The organism is Nocardiopsis mwathae (assembly GCF_014201195.1).
Taxonomy (GTDB): Bacteria; Actinomycetota; Actinomycetes; order Streptosporangiales; family Streptosporangiaceae; genus Nocardiopsis_C; species Nocardiopsis_C mwathae.
Genome location: NZ_JACHDS010000001.1, coordinates 630,444 through 647,408 on the forward strand (window position 1 = coordinate 630,444; position 16,965 = coordinate 647,408).

At 71.0% G+C, this 16,965-nt stretch carries 10 protein-coding genes and 1 pseudogene; 7 read left to right on the plus strand and 4 right to left on the minus strand.

The window, feature by feature from the left end:
* Positions 1–378 precede the first annotated feature (378 nt).
* Entirely contained in the window at positions 379–1,578 is a 1,200-nt protein-coding gene (locus HNR23_RS02405; RefSeq protein ID WP_184073050.1) for a thioester domain-containing protein, read from the minus strand.
* A 468-nt stretch (positions 1,579–2,046) separates the two neighbouring features.
* Here HNR23_RS02405 and gatB point away from each other — a divergent pair, with 468 nt between their 5' ends.
* From gatB to serA, 6 genes and pseudogenes are all read left to right on the plus strand, one after another.
* Positions 2,047–3,543, plus strand: coding sequence for an Asp-tRNA(Asn)/Glu-tRNA(Gln) amidotransferase subunit GatB (gene gatB / locus HNR23_RS02410; protein ID WP_184079756.1), 1,497 nt, complete (start codon positions 2,047–2,049; stop codon positions 3,541–3,543).
* 445 nt (positions 3,544–3,988) lie between these two features.
* On the plus strand, positions 3,989–6,697 hold the full coding sequence (locus HNR23_RS02415) for a putative bifunctional diguanylate cyclase/phosphodiesterase (RefSeq protein ID WP_184073052.1): 2,709 nt from the start codon (positions 3,989–3,991) through the stop codon (positions 6,695–6,697).
* A gap of 363 nt (positions 6,698–7,060) precedes the next feature.
* Positions 7,061–8,851, plus strand: a pseudogene (locus tag HNR23_RS02420) (acetolactate synthase large subunit); the annotation flags it as partial.
* A 23-nt stretch (positions 8,852–8,874) separates the two neighbouring features.
* A complete protein-coding gene (gene ilvN, locus HNR23_RS02425; RefSeq protein ID WP_184073056.1) occupies positions 8,875–9,399 on the plus strand; it encodes an acetolactate synthase small subunit in 525 nt (174 codons plus the stop codon).
* A 111-nt stretch (positions 9,400–9,510) separates the two neighbouring features.
* On the plus strand, positions 9,511–10,506 hold the full coding sequence (gene ilvC, locus HNR23_RS02430) for a ketol-acid reductoisomerase (protein WP_184073058.1): 996 nt from the start codon (positions 9,511–9,513) through the stop codon (positions 10,504–10,506).
* Between the two features lie 253 nt (positions 10,507–10,759).
* Positions 10,760–12,346: a phosphoglycerate dehydrogenase gene (gene serA, locus HNR23_RS02435; protein ID WP_184073060.1), complete on the plus strand. Its 1,587-nt coding sequence runs from the start codon at positions 10,760–10,762 to the stop codon at positions 12,344–12,346.
* Between the two features lie 276 nt (positions 12,347–12,622).
* Here serA and HNR23_RS02440 read toward each other — a convergent pair whose 3' ends face one another.
* Genes HNR23_RS02440 through HNR23_RS02450 form a run of 3 tightly spaced genes read right to left on the minus strand, consistent with a single transcriptional unit; the run spans position 12,623 to position 14,686 of the window.
* Complete coding sequence (locus HNR23_RS02440) at positions 12,623–13,402, minus strand: hypothetical protein (RefSeq protein WP_184073062.1); 780 nt, start codon at positions 13,400–13,402, stop codon at positions 12,623–12,625.
* A 6-nt stretch (positions 13,403–13,408) separates the two neighbouring features.
* A complete protein-coding gene (locus HNR23_RS02445; protein ID WP_184073064.1) occupies positions 13,409–14,095 on the minus strand; it encodes a hypothetical protein in 687 nt (228 codons plus the stop codon).
* A 57-nt stretch (positions 14,096–14,152) separates the two neighbouring features.
* Positions 14,153–14,686 (minus strand): hypothetical protein, encoded by a 534-nt coding sequence (locus HNR23_RS02450; RefSeq protein ID WP_184073066.1) that lies wholly within the window; start codon positions 14,684–14,686, stop codon positions 14,153–14,155.
* A 986-nt stretch (positions 14,687–15,672) separates the two neighbouring features.
* Between HNR23_RS02450 and HNR23_RS02455 the strand changes: the two genes are divergently transcribed.
* Positions 15,673–16,737, plus strand: a complete 1,065-nt coding sequence (locus HNR23_RS02455) for a 3-isopropylmalate dehydrogenase (protein WP_184073068.1) — start codon at positions 15,673–15,675, stop codon at positions 16,735–16,737.
* The last annotated feature ends 228 nt before the right edge of the window (positions 16,738–16,965 follow it).

A 16,965-nucleotide genomic window follows, 5' to 3' on the forward strand; every position in this document is an offset into this window, starting at 1 on the left:
CCCGGTGCGTCAGGTGCGGTGTTCCGGCCACTCGATGGATGTACGTCGGACGCCCTGGGGGCGCGTTCTGACTTCGCCGCTGGCACGGTGAGGGTCGCGGGACCGCGGCGGCGAGCTTTCAAGACCGCACCGCCTGATACTAGCGACCCGTTTCCGGCCTTCCAACAGTCAGCGGAAAAAAGACGCGAATCCAGGGCGATCCGCCCTTATTTGTAGCACCTTGGGCGGTACATCTTGGGGATCTCCCAGGTCGGAAGGGGGCAGACTTCTCATTCCGGACAGGGGTCGTCTCGGTCGACCTGGAAACGGTCAGGACTATTTCGGTCCTGTGGTGTCCGTAATGACCTGCGGAAACACCGGGGATCCGTCCCGCCCCGCCTATCTCCGGCGCCGGTGGCGAGCCAGATACATCACAACCGCTCCGGCGGCCAGCAGCACCAGCCCGCCCAGGACCAGCGACTCGGCCCAGTTGCCGGTCAGGCCCAGGTCCTCGGTGGGGCGGCGGTCGTCGGCGACGACGACGGTGCCGGGCGAGCCCGTGGGCGATCGGGCGGCCGACGGTGAGGGCGCGGGGGGAACGCCGTCCGCCGAACCCGGTGCGGCGGACGGCGTTCCGCCGGTCGCCGGCGGGGTCTCGGCCGCTTCGTCGACGTCGTCGGCGCGCCGCCAGTGCACCTTGGCCGAGACGCTTCGGGTGGATCTGCCGGAACCCGCCGTGACCAGGGGCTGGGTCCGCACTCCGTCCTTTCCGGTGAACAGCCCGCCCGGCGCCAGCAGGGCGTTCTCGGCGCGCGCGTAGACGGTCGCGATGCCCTCCGGCGCCGCCGGGTCGACCTCGACGAAGAACTCCCCGCCGTCGGGCACCTCGCTGAGCCGGGTCCCCGCCCCGTCGGTGAGGGCCGCCGAGCGTGCCCCCTTCACCGCGACCGCCACCGGCGACTCTCCGGAGGTCCGCACCCGCAGCGGGCCGAGCGGGACGGCAGGGTCGGCGCCGTCGATCCGGTCGGGCGTCATCGCCAGCGACGGGGCGATCGGCGCTGCGTCGCCGTCCTCCGCCCGCTCGACCAGGTAGTCGTAGAGCGCGCGCACCGCCGCCGATCTCTGGTCGCCCAGCGTCAGCGCGGTCCCCAGTTCGATGTCGTTGGTATAGCGCCAGATCGCGGCCTGGGTTCCGGCGATCGCCTGGCGTCGGCTCAGCCGCGCGATCCCGCTGTCCGCCCGCAGCCGCTCCAGGTCCACCTCCGGGTAGGAGTTCTGCGCGATCCAGGCGACCGGTCCGGCGTCGATGCCGCGCCCGGCGGGGTCCGTCGCCCAGGAGGACTCGGTGTAGGCCGCGGTGCGGTCCACGCTGCTGCTGATATCGGCGCAGTAGGCGGGCAGCGAGGTGGTGCCGTCCACCCGCAGGTGGTACAGGAAGGTCTCGACGTCGGTTCCGTCGGACAGCCGGATCGTCTCCCCGGCGACGGGTTCGCGGTCGACCCTGGCGATGCCGTCGGCGGCGGCGGTCGGGGCGGCGCCGAGGGACAGGGCGAGTACGGCGCTCAGCACCGCGACGCAGCACCGCAGGATTTCGCGCATGCGTGACTGGCTCCCTGACGGGCGGGCTCCTGGGGCCGTGGCAGGCAGGAACGAGGCGGGCAGGAGGGCGGGAGATCGTTGTGCGGTCCAAAGATAGCCGCCGGGCTCCTCCCGATTCCCCGGAAAGCGCTGATGAGTCGCCGAATCGTGCGCGGGCCGTGACCCGGGCCGACGGAAGGCCGCCGACCAGGCATGGCGCAGCTCACGGCGGGGATCGGGCCGAGTTCGTGCCTGGCGCGGCCCGGAGCATCGGTAGGCTTCGTGGTGTCCCCGTCGGCGGCCGGTGTAACGGGGGTGGGGCCGGGCCCCTGGCACGAGACTCGGACTCGGACACGGACATTGTCGGCAGAGTCCCTCCACCGGCGGGGGACGGCGCGCAGCGGGGCGCTTGGAAAGACGGAAACGGGTAGTGCGGCGATGGTTGGCGCGGTAACGAGCGGCCTTGGCACCAACGGCGGTCCTGCGCCGGTGGCCTACGACGACGCCTTGCGCTCCTACGAGCCGGTACTCGGCCTGGAGACGCACATCGAGCTGGGGACCGCCTCGAAGATGTTCTGCTCGTGCTCCACCACCTTCGGGGCCGAGCCCAACACCCAGGTGTGCCCGGTCTGCCTGGCGCTGCCCGGTTCGCTTCCGGTGGTCAACGCCAAGGCCGTGGAGAGCGCGATCCGCCTCGGTCTCGCGCTGAACTGCTCGATCGCCCCGTGGGGCCGGTTCGCCCGGAAGAACTACTTCTACCCGGACATGCCGAAGAACTACCAGATCTCCCAGTACGACGAGCCGATCTGCGTCGACGGGCACCTCGACGTCACGGTCGACACGCCCGACGGGCCCAAGGAGATCCGGGTCGAGATCGAGCGCGTGCACATGGAGGAGGACACCGGCAAGACGTCGCACGTCGGTGGCGCCACCGGCCGCATCCACGGCGCCGACTACTCCATCGTCGACTACAACCGCGCCGGCATCCCGCTGCTGGAGATCGTCACCAAGCCGATCGAGCACACCGGCGAGCTGGCCCCGCTGGTGGCCCGCGCCTACGTCAGCGAGCTGCGCGACCTCGCCCGCGCGCTGGGCATCTCCGACGTGCGGATGGAGGAGGGGTCGCTGCGCTGTGACGTCAACGTCTCGCTGATGCCGCGCGGCGGCACCGAGTGGGGCATCCGCAGTGAGACCAAGAACGTCAACTCGCTGCGCTCCGTCGAGCGCGCCGTCCGCTACGAGATCGAGCGCCAGGCCGGGGTGCTGGAGGCCGGGCAGCGCGTCGTGCAGGAGACCCGGCACTTTCAGGAGCACAGCGGCACGACCGTCTCAGGCCGCAGCAAGGAAGAGGCCCAGGACTACCGCTACTTCCCCGACCCCGACCTGGTGCCGGTCGCGCCGAGCGCCGAGTGGATCGAGGAGCTGCGCACCACCCTGCCCGAGCTTCCGGCGGCCAAGCGCGCCCGCATCAAGGCCGAGTGGAGCCTGTCCGACGAGGAGCTGCGCGACCTCGTCAACGCCGACGCCATCGACCTCGTCGCGGCGACCGTGGACGCCGGTGCGTCGTCCGCCGACGCTCGCAAGTGGTGGCTGAACGAGCTCTCCCGCCGCGCCACCGAGACCGAGGTCGAGCTGTCCGCGCTGCCCATCACCCCGGCGCAGGTCGCCCGGGTCGTCGAGCTGGTCGCAGAGGGAACGCTCACCAACAAGCTGGCCCGCCAGGTCATCGAGGGTGTCCTGAAGGGCGAGGGCGAGCCGGACGCCGTCGTCGAGGCCCGCGGACTTAAGGTCGTCAGCGACGACTCCGCGCTGGGCGCCGCCGTCGACCAGGCGATCGCCGACAACCCCGACGTCGCCGAGAAGATCCGCGGTGGCAAGGTCGCGGCGGCCGGCGCGCTGGTCGGCGCGGTGATGAAGGCGACGCGCGGACAGGCCGACGCCGGCCGCGCCCGCCAGCTCATCCTGGAGAAGCTCGGCGCCGCGTGACCGGCGCCGCGGCGGCAGGTCGCTCCCATCACACACAGTGAGCGACTTGTCGCCGTGTCTGTGGCTCACTCTCTATCTCCGCGTGACATTGGCTGATTAGCCTGGTCGCGGCAGAGCACGGACGGATGGAACGGATAATCCGCGGGAGCGGGTCACCGGCCGAGGCGGCCGAGCGGGCGTGTGATCGCGGACGCAAGATCGTCGCACAGGAGACTCCTCCCCGGCAGCAGCGCCTCCGGGTCCGCCGGACCGCCCGATGGGGGCGCCAGGCCACACGGACCTTGGGAGCCGGCGAGGGGGTGCCTTCGCCGACACCGCAAGCTTTTCCTGCAGGGCCCGCCCTCGTCGACTCCCATGATCGGAAGGTGCCCATGATCACGGCCGTCGCGGTGGGACGCGCCGCCTTCTGCGCCCGCTCTGTGTCCGCGCCCGCCCAGGTACCGCGATGAAGAGCGACACACGCCTCTGGCTCGGGGGCATCCTGGCGCTGTCCCTTCTCTACGCGCTCGGCACGCTCGTCGACGTCGGCGGCGGGGTCTCGCTGACCACGTGGCTCGGCACCTGGCCGACCGCCGTCACCGCGGGACTGGCCGCCGCCTCGCTGCTGTACGCGGCGCGCACGCGCGCGCGCGGCGCGGCGGACTCCGAGGCCAACGCCGACGGCGCCGACGGCGTCGGGGCGCTGCGCTTCCTCGGGTTCTCCGCGCTCGCCTGGTGTGCCGGGGCCGTCACCTATGCGGTGACCGGACTGATCACTCCCAGCCTGGCGTTCTCGCTGACGTTCGGCGACCTGTTCGCGCTGTTCGCGCTGCCGCTGTTCGTCATCGGTTTCACCCGCTTCGCCCCGCTGCCGCGCGGTATCCGCCCTTCGATGCGGCACTTCACCGACAGCTATGTGTGCGCCGCCGCCCTGTTCTCGGTGGTGTGGCTGCTGCTGTTCGCCCCGCTCTACCACGAGCTCGGCCAGGGCGCCGGGTTCCTGGCGTTCGCCCTCGTCTATCCGATCGCCGACATCGCGGTGCTGTGCCTGCTGGCGCCGCTGGTGTTCACCTCGCCGCACAGCACACGGCGGGCCGTGCTGATCGCGATCGGCGCGTTCGTCATCATCTGCGGCGCCGACCTCATCGGCACGATCACCCGGCTGACCGGCGAGCCGCTGGCCGGGGGGATCGAGTACCCGGTGCGGCTGCTGGGCTTCGCGCTGCTGGGCGGCCTGCCGTGGCTGATCCGGGAGCGGGCCGGGGCGACACCGCGCAGGATCACCGGCCGCGGCCTCTACCGGTTCGCACCGGAGATCGCCGCGGGGCTCGCGGTCTTCGTCGCCACGCTCGTGCTCACCGCGGGCGCGCTGCGGCTGGAGGGTGTGGCGCCGGTGCTCCCGCTGGCGGCGGGGTCGGCCGTGCTGGTGCTGCTGGTGCGGGCGAGCGGTCTGCTGGAGGAGAACGTCACGCTCACCCGTATCGTGCACACGCGCGAGCGGCACTTCCACGAGCTGGCCCGCAACAGCGGCGACGTCATCCTCATCCTGGAGTACGACGCCCGGATCTTCTACGTCAGCCCGGGGGCCGCCGAGGCGTTCGGCTACCGGCTGGACGACATCCTCACCGAGCCGGTCACCCGCCTCATCCACCCTGAGGACCTGCCCCGGGTGGGAGCGGCGATGTCGGCGTTCAAGCGCGGTGCCAACGAGGGCATCCACCTGCGGGCCCGGGTGCTGGCGGGCGACGGCACCTGGCGGCACACCGAGTCCACGGCGTCGCTGTACGAGCAGCCCGGCGAGCCCGACCGCCTGCTGGTGACCACGCGCGACATCAGCGCCCAGGTGGCGCTGGAGGATCAGGTCAACCACCTGACCTTCCACGACGGCATCACCGGTCTGCCCAACCGCGCCTACTTGGAGGAGCGGGCCCGCGAGGTGTTCACGCGGCGCGACCTGGCCTTCGGGGCGACCGACGAGGTCGCCGCGATCTTCCTCGACCTCGACGGGTTCACGGCGGTCAACGATTCGGCGGGGCACACCTTCGGCGACTACCTGCTCGCCCAGGCGGCGCGGCGGCTGCGCGCGACCACGCGGGCCGGGGTGACACTGGCGCGCTGGGGCGGCGACGAGTTCTCCGTGCTCATCGAGGAGGGGGCGCACGCCCAGCAGGTGGTCGACCTGGCCGAGCGGCTGGTGCGGGTCATCAGCGCCGAGCCGTTCCAGGTGGCCGACCAGGAGGTCGTGCTGACGGCGAGCGCCGGGGTGGCGTTCGCCGCGCAGGGGATGGACAGCGGGGAACTGCTGCGCAACGCCGACATGGCCATGGCCCGTGCCAAGGAGCAGGGCGGCGGCGGGCGCCTGGAGATCTACGCGGCGCACATGCACGCCAAGGTGGTGGGTCGGCTGGAGCTGCAGACCGAGCTGCGCCAGGCGCTGGCCGACCGGTCGTTCGCCCTGGAGTTCCAGCCGGTCGTGGACCTGGACACATCCCAGGTCACCGCGGTGGAGGCGCTGGTGCGGTGGCGGCGCGGCGAGGAGCTGGTGCAACCGGAGGAGTTCATCGGCCCGGCGGAGGAGTCGGGGCTGATCGTCCCGCTGGGGGAGTGGATCCTGCGCGAGGCCTGCGACCGGGTCGCCATGTGGCGTGCCTCGGACTGGGACATCGGGCTGTCGGTGAACCTGTCGGTGAAGCAGATCCTGTCGCCGCGCTTCGTGGAGACGGTGGCCGGTGTGCTGGAGGAGAGCGGCCTGCCGGGCCGCGTGCTGACCCTGGAGGTCGACGAGGAGGTTCTGCTGGAGAACCCGGGCGAGGCGGTGGAGCGCCTCTCCGAGCTGCGGCGCCTCGGGGTCCGGCTGGCCATCGACGACTTCGGGATGGGCTACGCGTCCCTGGCGCACCTGCGCGAGCTGCGGGTCGACGCCATCAAGATCGATCCGTCGTTCATTCGCGATCTGGGTGAGGACGGTACGGTCACGCTGCTGACCCACACCATCATCCGGCTGGGGCAGGACTTGGGCATGCAGGTCGTCGCCGAGGGCATCGAACGCCCTGATCAGCTGGAACAGCTCCGCTCCATGGGCTGCGGCCACGGCCAGGGCTTCCTCGTGGCCCGTCCCATGGTGGCCGACGGCGTCGAGGCCCTGGTGGGCGGCGGGGCCGGGGTGGCTCTTTGAACGGGGTCGCTCTTCGCCGATCTCCCGCGATGGGCGTTCGTCGGGACCGACCCGTCGGTGCAGTGGAACGCCCCGCCGACCGATGCGCCAGGCACGGGATGGCCGAGGACCGTGACCGGTGTTCCGGTGTGTCCACTACGCAGTCGTATGGTGAGCATCACATCCCACATGATGAGACAAAAACGTGTTTCGGTTGACGGAGCTGTGTGTCCTCGGCCATCGTTGACAGCGTGCAAAGCAACTTCCTCATTCTCGTACTTGGTCGGCGCGCAGCCAGCTGACCAGGTCATTCGCTGCGCGCTCCCCTCAACCGCATCTCGGCGGTGAGGGGTTTTTTGTTGCCAGGCACATTCGACCACCCACCCGCCCTCTCCAAAGGATCTTGTGATGACCGAGCAGATGACCGGAGCCCGATCGCTCATCAGGTCGCTGGAACACGTCGGCGTGGACGTGGTCTTCGGGATCCCCGGCGGGGCCATCCTCCCCGCCTATGACCCCCTCTACGACTCCACCAAGGTCCGGCACATCCTCATGCGGCACGAGCAGGGAGCCGGTCACGCCGCGGAGGGCTACGCCTACGCCACCGGCCGCCCCGGCGTCTGCATGGCGACCAGCGGACCCGGCGCGACCAACCTGGTCACCCCCCTCGCCGACGCCCACATGGACTCGGTGCCGATGGTCGCCATCACCGGCCAGGTCCCCGGCCAGGCGATCGGCACCGACGCCTTCCAGGAAGCCGACATCTGCGGCATCACCATGCCGATCACCAAGCACAACTTCCTGGTGCGCGAGGCCGCCGACATCCCCCGCACCATCGCCGAGGCCTTCCACATCGCCAACACCGGCCGCCCCGGGCCGGTCCTGGTGGACATCGCCAAGGACGCCCTGCAGTCCGCGACCGCCTTCTCCTGGCCGCAGCGCCTGGACCTGCCCGGGTACCGCCCGGTCACCAAGCCGCACGGCAAGCAGGTCCGCGAGGCCGCGCGGATGATCGCCGAGGCGCGCCGCCCGGTCCTGTACGTCGGCGGCGGCGTCGTGCGCGCCGGGGCCGCCCAGGAACTGCGGGTGCTGGCCGAGCTGACCGGCCTGCCGGTCGTCACCACGCTCATGGCCCGCGGGGTCTTCCCCGACACCCACCCGCAGCACGTGGGCATGCCCGGAATGCACGGCACGGTCGCCGCGGTCGGCGCCCTGCAGAAGTCGGACCTGATCATCGCGCTGGGTGCCCGCTTCGACGACCGCGTCACCGGCAAGCTGGACACCTTCGCCCCGGACGCCAAGATCGTGCACGCCGACATCGACCCGGCGGAGATCTCCAAGAACCGGCACGCCGACGTCCCGATCGTCGGCGACTGCCGCGAGGTCATCGCCGACCTGGTGGTCGCGGTCCGCAACAACCAGACCAACGGCAAGCACGGCGACTACACCGCCTGGTGGGACCAGCTGGGTCGGCTGCGCTCGGCCTACCCGCTGGGCTTCGAGGAGCCCGACGACGGCAGCCTGGCCCCGCAGAAGGTCATCCGGCGTCTGGGCGAGATCGTCGGCCCCGAGGCCGCCTACGTCGCCGGGGTCGGCCAGCACCAGATGTGGGCCGCGCAGTTCATCCATTACGAGCACTCGGGGTCGTTCATGAACTCCGGCGGTCTCGGCACGATGGGCTTCTCCGTCCCGGCGGCGCTGGGCGCCAAGGCCGGTGACCCGGACCGGACGGTCTGGGCGATCGACGGCGACGGCTGCTTCCAGATGACCAACCAGGAGCTCGCCACCTGCGCGATCGAGGGCATCCCGATCAAGGTGGCGGTCATCAACAACGGCAACCTGGGCATGGTCCGCCAGTGGCAGACGCTGTTCTACGACGGGCGCTACTCCAACACTGACCTGAGCACCTCGCCCAAGGAGCGGGAGAAGGTCCGGGTTCCCGACTTCGTCAAGCTCGCGGACGCGTACGGTTGTGTCGGACTCCGCTGCGAGCGCGCCGAGGACATCGACGCCACCATCGAGAAGGCGATGTCCGTCGACGACGCCCCGGTCGTCATCGACTTCATCGTCAACCACGACGCGATGGTCTGGCCGATGGTCGGCCCGGGTGTCAGCAACGACAAGATCCAGTACGCGCGCGACATCGCGCCGGACTGGGAAGCCGACGAGGAATAGGAAAGGGCAGAAGGACACCTCCCATGAGCCAGCACACGCTCTCCGTCCTCGTGGAAGACACGCCGGGTATCCTCACCCGCGCCTCGGCGCTGTTCTCCCGCCGCGGGTTCAACATCCACTCCCTCAGTGTCAGTACCACCGAATACGAGGGAATGTCCCGGATGACGATCGTGGTCAACTGCGACCGCCACCCCTTGGAGCAGGTGACCAAGCAGCTCAACAAGCTGGTCAACGTCATCAAGATCGTCGAGATGGACAACGACGCCTCCGTGCGCAGGGAACTCCTGCTGGCGAAGGTCAAGGCCGACGCCGCCAGCCGTGCGCAGGTCATCCAGACGGCCGAGATGTTCCGCGCCTCCATCGTCGATGTGAGCCCGGACGTGGTCGTCATCGAGGCCACCGGAAAGCCCGAGAAGCTCGAAGCGCTGATCCGCAATCTAGAGCCGTTCGGCATCAAGGAACTGGTCAAGTCCGGACTGGTCGCCCTCGGGCGCGGGCCGCGGTCGATCACCGACCGGTCCCTGCGTCCCGTCGAGCGCAGCGCGTGAACCGCTGAGCCGCCGCGGCGAGGGCCGCACCACCCGTTCACGTCGGCCGCCACGGGCCGACCGGGCCGACCGGGCCGACAGCGAAGCATCGAATACAAGGAGCACGCCGAAGTGGCAGCAGAGATGTACTACGACGACAGCGCCGACCTGAGCGTCATCCAGGGCCGCCGAATCGCCGTGATCGGATACGGCAGCCAGGGGCACGCGCACGCGCTGTCGCTGCGGGACTCCGGCGCGGACGTCCGCATCGGGTTGCCCGAGGGGTCCAAGAGCCGGGCCAAGGCCGAGGAGCAGGGCCTGCGCGTCGTCACGCCGGCCGAGGCCGCGCGCGAGGCCAACGTGATCATGATCCTGGTCCCCGACCACATCCACCGCGACCTGTACGCGGCCGAGATCGCCCCCAACCTGCAGGAGGGCGACGCGCTCTTCTTCGGGCACGGCTTCAGCATCCGCTACGGCCTGATCACCCCCCCGGAGGGCGTGGACGTGGCCATGGTCGCCCCGAAGGGCCCCGGCCACCTGGTCCGCCGACAGTTCGAGGCGGGGCGGGGGGTGCCGTGCCTCGTCGCCGTCGAGAAGGACGCCAGCGGCCAGGCCTGGGACCTTGCCCTGTCGTGGGCCAAGGCGATCGGCGGCACCCGCGCCGGCGCGCTGAAGACCACCTTCAAGGAGGAGACCGAGACCGACCTCTTCGGTGAGCAGGCCGTGCTGTGCGGCGGTGCCGAGGAACTGGTCAAGGCCGGATTCGCCACGCTGGTCGAGGCCGGGTACCAGCCGGAGATCGCCTACTTCGAGTGCCTGCACGAGCTGAAGCTCATCGTGGACCTCATGTACGAGGGCGGCATCTCCAAGATGAACTGGTCGGTGTCGGACAACGCCGAGTACGGCGGCTACACCCGCGGCCCGCGCGTCATCACCGAGCAGACCCGCGAGGAGATGCGCAAGATCCTCGGGGAGATCCAGGACGGCAGCTACGCCAAGGAGCTCATGGCGGAGTTCGACGCCGGGCAGCCGACCTTCACCAAGCGCCGCGAGGCCGAGCAGGGCGAGCAGATCGAGAAGGTGGGTGCCGAGCTGCGCCCGCTCATGAGCTGGCTCAAGGGGTAGCGGCCTGCGGCACGCCCCCGACGAGTGGGCCCCGGGAGCGATTCGTCGCTCCCGGGGCTTCAGGCGTGCCGAAACGGATTCACATGCCGGTTCGACACAACGGATCCGTGCCGTAGGGCCACCCGTGCATGCCGGGTTCCCCACCAGCGGACTAGACTTTTTCCCGGCCATGCGGCCCGCCTCGCCAAGGCGCGGAGTTCGCCCAAGGCCGCGACCGTGCGGCCCCGTCGCAACCCACTAAAAGGATCAAGCTGTGCCCAAGCCCTCCGTTCTCGTCGCGGAAGAACTCTCACCCGCTGGAATCGCTCTGTTGGAGGGGGATTTCGAGGTCCGCCACACCAACGGCGCCGACCGGTCCGAGCTCCTGCCCGCCCTCGCCGACGTCGACGCCCTGATCGTGCGCAGCGCGACCCGGGTGGACGCCGAGGCGCTGGCCGCCGCCCCCAAGCTCAAGGTGGTGGCGCGCGCCGGCGTCGGCCTGGACAACGTCGACGTCGACGCCGCCACGAAGGCCGGTGTGCTCGTCGTCAACGCGCCGACCTCCAACATCGTCAGCGCGGCCGAGCAGGCGGTGAACCTGCTGCTGGCCTGCTCCCGCAACACCGCCCCGGCGCACAGCGCCCTGGTCAAGGGCGAGTGGAAGCGATCCAAGTACACGGGTGTCGAGCTCTACGACAAGACCCTGGGCATCGTCGGCCTGGGCCGCATCGGGACGCTCGTCGCCCAGCGGCTCTCCGCCTTCGGAATGAAGCTGATCGCCTACGACCCCTTCGTGCAGCCGTCCCGTGCCGCTCAGATCGGCGTGGAGATGATGAGCCTGGACGAGGTGCTGGCGCAGAGCGACTTCCTCACCATCCACCTGCCCAAGAACAAGGACACCCTCGGCCTGATCGGCGACGAGGCGCTGCACAAGGTCAAGCCGAGCGTGCGGATCATCAACGCGGCGCGCGGCGGGATCCTGGACGAGGGCGCGCTGTACCGCGCCCTGAAGGAGGGCAGGGTCGCCGGAGCCGGCATCGACGTGTTCGCCAAGGAGCCCTGCACCGACAGCCCGCTGTTCGAGTTCGAGAACGTGGTGGTCGCCCCGCACCTCGGCGCCAGCACCGCCGAGGCCCAGGAGAAGGCCGGAACCCAGGTTGCGCGCTCGGTGAAGCTCGCACTGTCCGGCGACTTCGTTCCGGACGCCGTCAACGTGCAGGGCGGCGCGGTGGCCGAGGAGCTCAAGCCGGGGCTGCCGCTGACCGAGAAGCTCGGCCGCATCTTCACCTCCATCGCCGGCGGAATCCCCGAGCGCATCGACGTCGAGGTACGCGGCGAGATCGCGGCGCACGACGTCAAGGTGATCGAGCTCGCCGCCCTCAAGGGCGTCTTCGGTGACGTCGTGGAGGACCCGGTCACCTTCGTCAACGCCCCGCTCTTGGCCAAGGAACGCGGCGTCGAGGTCAACCTGGTGACCAGCGACGACCACTCCGACTGGCGGAACCTGATCCGCGTGTGCGGGATCATGTCCGACGGGCAGCGCATCAATGTGGGCGGAACCCTGACCGGCCCCCGGCAGACCGAGAAGCTCGTCGAGATCGACGAGTACACCATGGAGATCCCGCTCAGCGCGCACATGGCGTTCTTCGCCTACGACGACCGCCCCGGCATCGTCGGCACGGTCGGCGCGCTGCTCGGCGACGCCCAGGTGAACATCGCGGGCATGCAGGTCAGCCGGGACGAGGAGGGCGGGAAGGCGCTCATCACGCTGACCGTCGACTCGGCGATCCCCGACGCCACCCTCGACGCGATCTCCACCGAGATCCAGGCGGAGACCACCCGCCAGGTGGACCTGGACTAGCCCCCCGCTTTCGTTGATCTCGGGGATATCGGGGTGAAAATCGCCCCTGAGACCCCGATATCTCCGAGATCAACGCAGAATGAAGTGGGATTGCGTTCTCCCGCGTGGTGGGTCCGGGTACGTGCGGGTTGGGGCGCCCGGATCGGGGGCTGCGGTGCGACCGGAACCGCTGGCCGGGGCCGAAAGGTGTCCGGAAGGCGGCTTCCCGTCCCCTCCTCCGTTGATCTCGGGGGTATCGACCTAATTCTCGCCGGAATTAGGTCGATACCCCCGAGATCAACGGGTTGCGGAGAAGAGTGCGGGGTCGTGGTCGGCGTCGAGGTCGAGGGCGGTGACCTCGTGGGTGGCCGACGGCGAGCCGTCGGCGCGCAGGTTGCGGAACGCCGTGAGGATGCCGCTGTCGGCGACGTCGAGCAGGCAGTGCCGGGCGTCCGGGGCGGCCAGGGCCGAGGCGACGATGTCCAGCGAGTGCGGGGCGGCGGTGAGCCGCAGGGCGGCATCGGCCCGCTCGGCCGTGTCCATCCGCAGCGCCAGGGCGGCCAGGGCCAGCGGCGGGTCGAGGACTTCGCGCAGCGCGCGGTTGGGGATCTGCCGCCAGTCGGTTCCGTCCAGTTCGGTCACCGCAGCACGGGGCGACGGCCGCCAGGTGCGGAGCTCACCGTCGATGAGCGACCACCGGCCGGTGCCGTCGCAGCCGTGGGTCAGCCACGGCACCCCGCCCCCGTCGATCTCCTCGTAGCGCCACCGGTCGGGTTTGCGCAGACGAAGACGGGCGGTGAGGATCGCGCGGCCGCCGCCGTCGGCGGGCGGGTGCGGCTCGCGCCGGGGCGGCGCCGTGCCGAGGATGCGGTCCAGGAGCGGGTGGAGCGGGCGGCGGACACGGGGCCCGCGCCCCGCGCCCTCGGCGGCGAGCGGCCGCTGCGCGGGTGGGCCGTCGAGTCCGGGCGGCAGTTCGCTGCGCAGGACCACGGTGAGGTTGCGATGGCGCTGGTCGGCCGCTGCCATGGCGAGCAGTGCGGCGGCGATGCCGTCCCGGCCGTCCCCCGGAGCGGTCATGTCCCCCTACCCCTCCTCCACGACGAACGCCCACGACGCCGACACCTCGGGCGAGGGGTCCCCGCCGGCCTCCCGCTCCTCGCTGGGGACGTACCACCCGGCGTTGACGATGACGACGCGCGTCTCCGGCGGCAGGTCGGCGGAGACCGCGACGCTGTCCCCGGAGCGGTAGGAGCAGTCCGATCCGGTTCCCTTACCGCGTTCCCTGTCGCCCTCCTTGCTCCCGTCCGGGCCGGGGCCGGCCGCCGGCGGCCGGCCGTCGTCAGGGTCGGCCGTCGCCGGGGCGCACGTGTACTCGGCGACCACCCCGGTGGGCGTACCGTCCGCGCCGAGCGTGTCGTAGAGGAACAGGTCGACCCGGATCGGCGCGACCGGAGTGGCCAGTTCGATCTCGACCCGGTCTGCGGCCGGGGCCTCGACATCGTCCGCGACGCCGTCGGCGGCCGCCTCCCGGAGTTCGCCGTCGACGAACCAGGAGGAGTAGACCCGCTCACCCGGCACGCGTTCCCCGCCGGATCCGCCCTCCCACCAGGCGCGGGGGATGTCCTCCGGGGGCGGGACGGCCTCGATGCGGGCGTCCTCCTCGCCGCTACCGGGTTCTTCCGTCGACGGGGGGACCGCGGGTCCGGTGTCGCATGCGGTGAGCAGAGCGGCGGCCGTGGCCGCCGCCGCGATCGGGCGGAGCAGGCTCATGGCGTCTTCCTTCCCGATCGGCGGCGGCGGATCACTCTCTCCCGATGCGGTTCGGGATCAGCAGGTGATGTTGTTGCGGCGCTTGGAGGTCCGGCCCACATACGTCGTCCCGTCCTCCACGCTCTCGTGATAGGAGGAGCCGAGCCAGTCGTGGGTATCGCCGACGCACCGCGGGGACCCTGCGTTCGCCTCGACGGATCTGCTGGAGCGCTCGGTCTTCAGCCCGCTCTCGCCGCGCTTCTGCCAGCCGTACCAGCGCGAGCGGTGGAGCACGGTCGACACACCCACCGAGGGGACCGAGGAGCGGCAGCGGGTGTCGGCGACGACGTTGACGGTTCCCCGGACATGGGAGGACCGATGCGGGTCGTGGGTCTTGCCCACGCACCCGGCGGGGCTGATGCCGGTGGGCGCGCGGGTGTCCGCCGGACCCAGTGAGGTCGTCGGCGGGGCGTGGGGGAGGCCGTCGTCGGCGGCCGCGGCCTGGGCGGGGACGGCGACGAGTCCGGCGGTGAGGGCGGTGGCGGTCGCCGCGACCGCGGCGGCCGTCCACCTCGGTCTTCTGGGGGGACGGGGGATCGGAATCGAGGTCACGGTCACTCCTTGTGTGCGTACCTGGGGGTCGGTGAACCCGGGCCCATGCTGCCTCCTGGGGATTCCCGGTCGGTCGCGCACGGGAAACGCCCGTGTACAGGCGGTGTGGATTCGTTGGTGCGGCCGCGGCGTGAAAGCGGGGCGAAAGGCCCGCAACCGGGCGGTGGAATCGCGGCGCGCGGCGTGGGTCGGCCCTGATCGGGTCGGCCGAAACCGCGCATTCGGGTGCTGGCGTTGCTCGGGAAGTGGTCGGGGCGCACGGTGTCGGCGGGGGAGGGGCTGCGCAGGGTGACCGCCGGAGCAGCCGGGGATGCCGATTCGCTGGCCGATTAGTCGGGCATCCGATAGTCTGTCGTCCTAAGAGTTGCGGGCCCGGCGGCGACGACGCCGCAGCGGCCCCGCGCGGCAGGCCGCCGTGTACGTAGCGACCACTTCGGGCGGCGGCCGGACCGGTAAGGCGATCCCACCGGTGCGCGCGCGATCTTTTCTCCCGAGCCCATGGCAGCCCCGGCGGACCCGGGGCCCTCAGCGTCGATGGCCGGGCCGGGTGCGGTGCCCGCACCGTCGGCCCACCGCTGTCTCGGCGGACCGTGCGGTGGGCCGGGTGCCCGTCTTCTTCTTTTCCTTTTCCAGCTCACCGTGTTCGAGCAGGGGGAGCTCCCCTGCCCGCGTCCAGCGAGAGGATCGCCATGTACGACACCACCGAAGTTCCGGCCGAGGACGAGGCGACGCAGGCCGTCCAGACGGCCCTGGACCGCCGCGACAACGGCGGCCCCGCGGGCCACTGAGTCGGCCGGCCGGTGCGAACGCGCCGGTCACGCAATCGGGGGGAGTGGGCGCACACGCATCGGGCGCTCGCTACCCTTGTCTCATCAGCTGACTGCGCGCGTCTCACGATGTGGGACGTTCGTGGTGGGTGGCGGGTGTGCGCACACCCGCCACCCGCATGAGACCGACCACCGCCGAAGTAGAAGCTGGCTCTCCCTATGGCTGCTCGCACCGTCAAGCTCGCCGTCATCCCCGGTGACGGCATCGGCCCCGAGGTCGTCGCCGAGGGGCTGAAGGTCCTCTCCGCCGTCGCGCCCCGACACGACCTCGCCTTCGACACCACCACCTACGAGCTCGGCGCCAAGCGCTGGCACGCCACGGGTGAGACCCTCCCCGACGCGGTGGAGGAGGAGCTCCGCGGGCACGAGGCCATCTTCCTCGGTGCGGTCGGCGACCCATCGGTGCCCAGCGGCGTCCTCGAACGCGGACTGCTGCTGCGGCTGCGCTTCGCCTTCGCGCACTACGTCAACCTGCGCCCGGTGCGGCTCTACCCGGGTGTCACCTGCCCTCTGGCCGACACCGCCCCCGAGGACGTCGACATGCTCGTCGTCCGCGAGGGCACCGAAGGCCCGTACGCCGGGATGGGCGGGGTGCTGCGCAAGGGGACGCCCGGCGAGATCGCCACCCAGGACAGCGTCAACACCCGCTTCGGGGTGGAGAGGGTGGTCCGCTACGCCTTCGAGAAGGCCGCCGCGCGCCCCCGCAGGAAGCTCACCCTCGTGCACAAGGACAACGTCCTCACCTTCGCCGGCGAGCTGTGGCAGCGCGTCGTCCGCGAGGTCGGCGCCGAGTACCCGCAGGTCTCCGTGGACTACTGCCATGTGGACGCGGCCACCATGTTCTTCGTGACCCGACCGCAGCGCTTCGACGTCGTCGTCACCGACAACCTCTTCGGCGACATCATCACCGACCTCGGCGCGGCCGTCGCCGGCGGTATCGGCCTGGCGGCCAGCGGCAACATCAACCCCGAGAACGCCTTCCCGAGCATGTTCGAGCCGGTCCACGGCTCCGCGCCGGACATCGCGGGCCAGGCCAAGGCCGACCCCACCGCCACCGTGCTCTCGGCGGCGATCATGCTCGACCACCTCGGGCTCGGCGCGGCCGCGCGCGAGATCGAGAACGCCGTCGCCGATGACCTGCAGGCTCGGGCCAAGGACGGCTGGGAGCGGTCCACTCCCCAGATCGGCGACGACCTGGCCCGGCGAGTAGCCGAGCAGGGCTGAGCCCACCGGTCTCGGCCCTGCTGATCCCACCCATCGGCGCGGCCGGGGCCGAAATCCCGCACCGTCTTGTCCGCAAGCGGGCGCGCCTGTCGGCGCGCCCGCTTGCTGTTGCGTGGCTTGTCCGGGTCGGCCCCGGGTGAGCGACTGGCGCGGATAAGCGGGGTTATGGCCCCGGACACGTCGTTTCCGTCACACTAGATCTTGGACCGGCACCGCTGCCGGTCCGAT

Coding starts and splice junctions, on each gene's coding strand:
- HNR23_RS02405 (WP_184073050.1), bottom strand. CDS start 1,578: ATGCGCGAAATCCTGCGGTGCTGCGTCGCGGTGCTGAGCGCCGTACTC.
- HNR23_RS02415 (WP_184073052.1), top strand. CDS start 3,989: ATGAAGAGCGACACACGCCTCTGGCTCGGGGGCATCCTGGCGCTGTCC.
- ilvN (WP_184073056.1), top strand. CDS start 8,875: ATGAGCCAGCACACGCTCTCCGTCCTCGTGGAAGACACGCCGGGTATC.
- HNR23_RS02440 (WP_184073062.1), bottom strand. CDS start 13,402: ATGACCGCTCCGGGGGACGGCCGGGACGGCATCGCCGCCGCACTGCTC.
- HNR23_RS02445 (WP_184073064.1), bottom strand. CDS start 14,095: ATGAGCCTGCTCCGCCCGATCGCGGCGGCGGCCACGGCCGCCGCTCTG.
- HNR23_RS02455 (WP_184073068.1), top strand. CDS start 15,673: ATGGCTGCTCGCACCGTCAAGCTCGCCGTCATCCCCGGTGACGGCATC.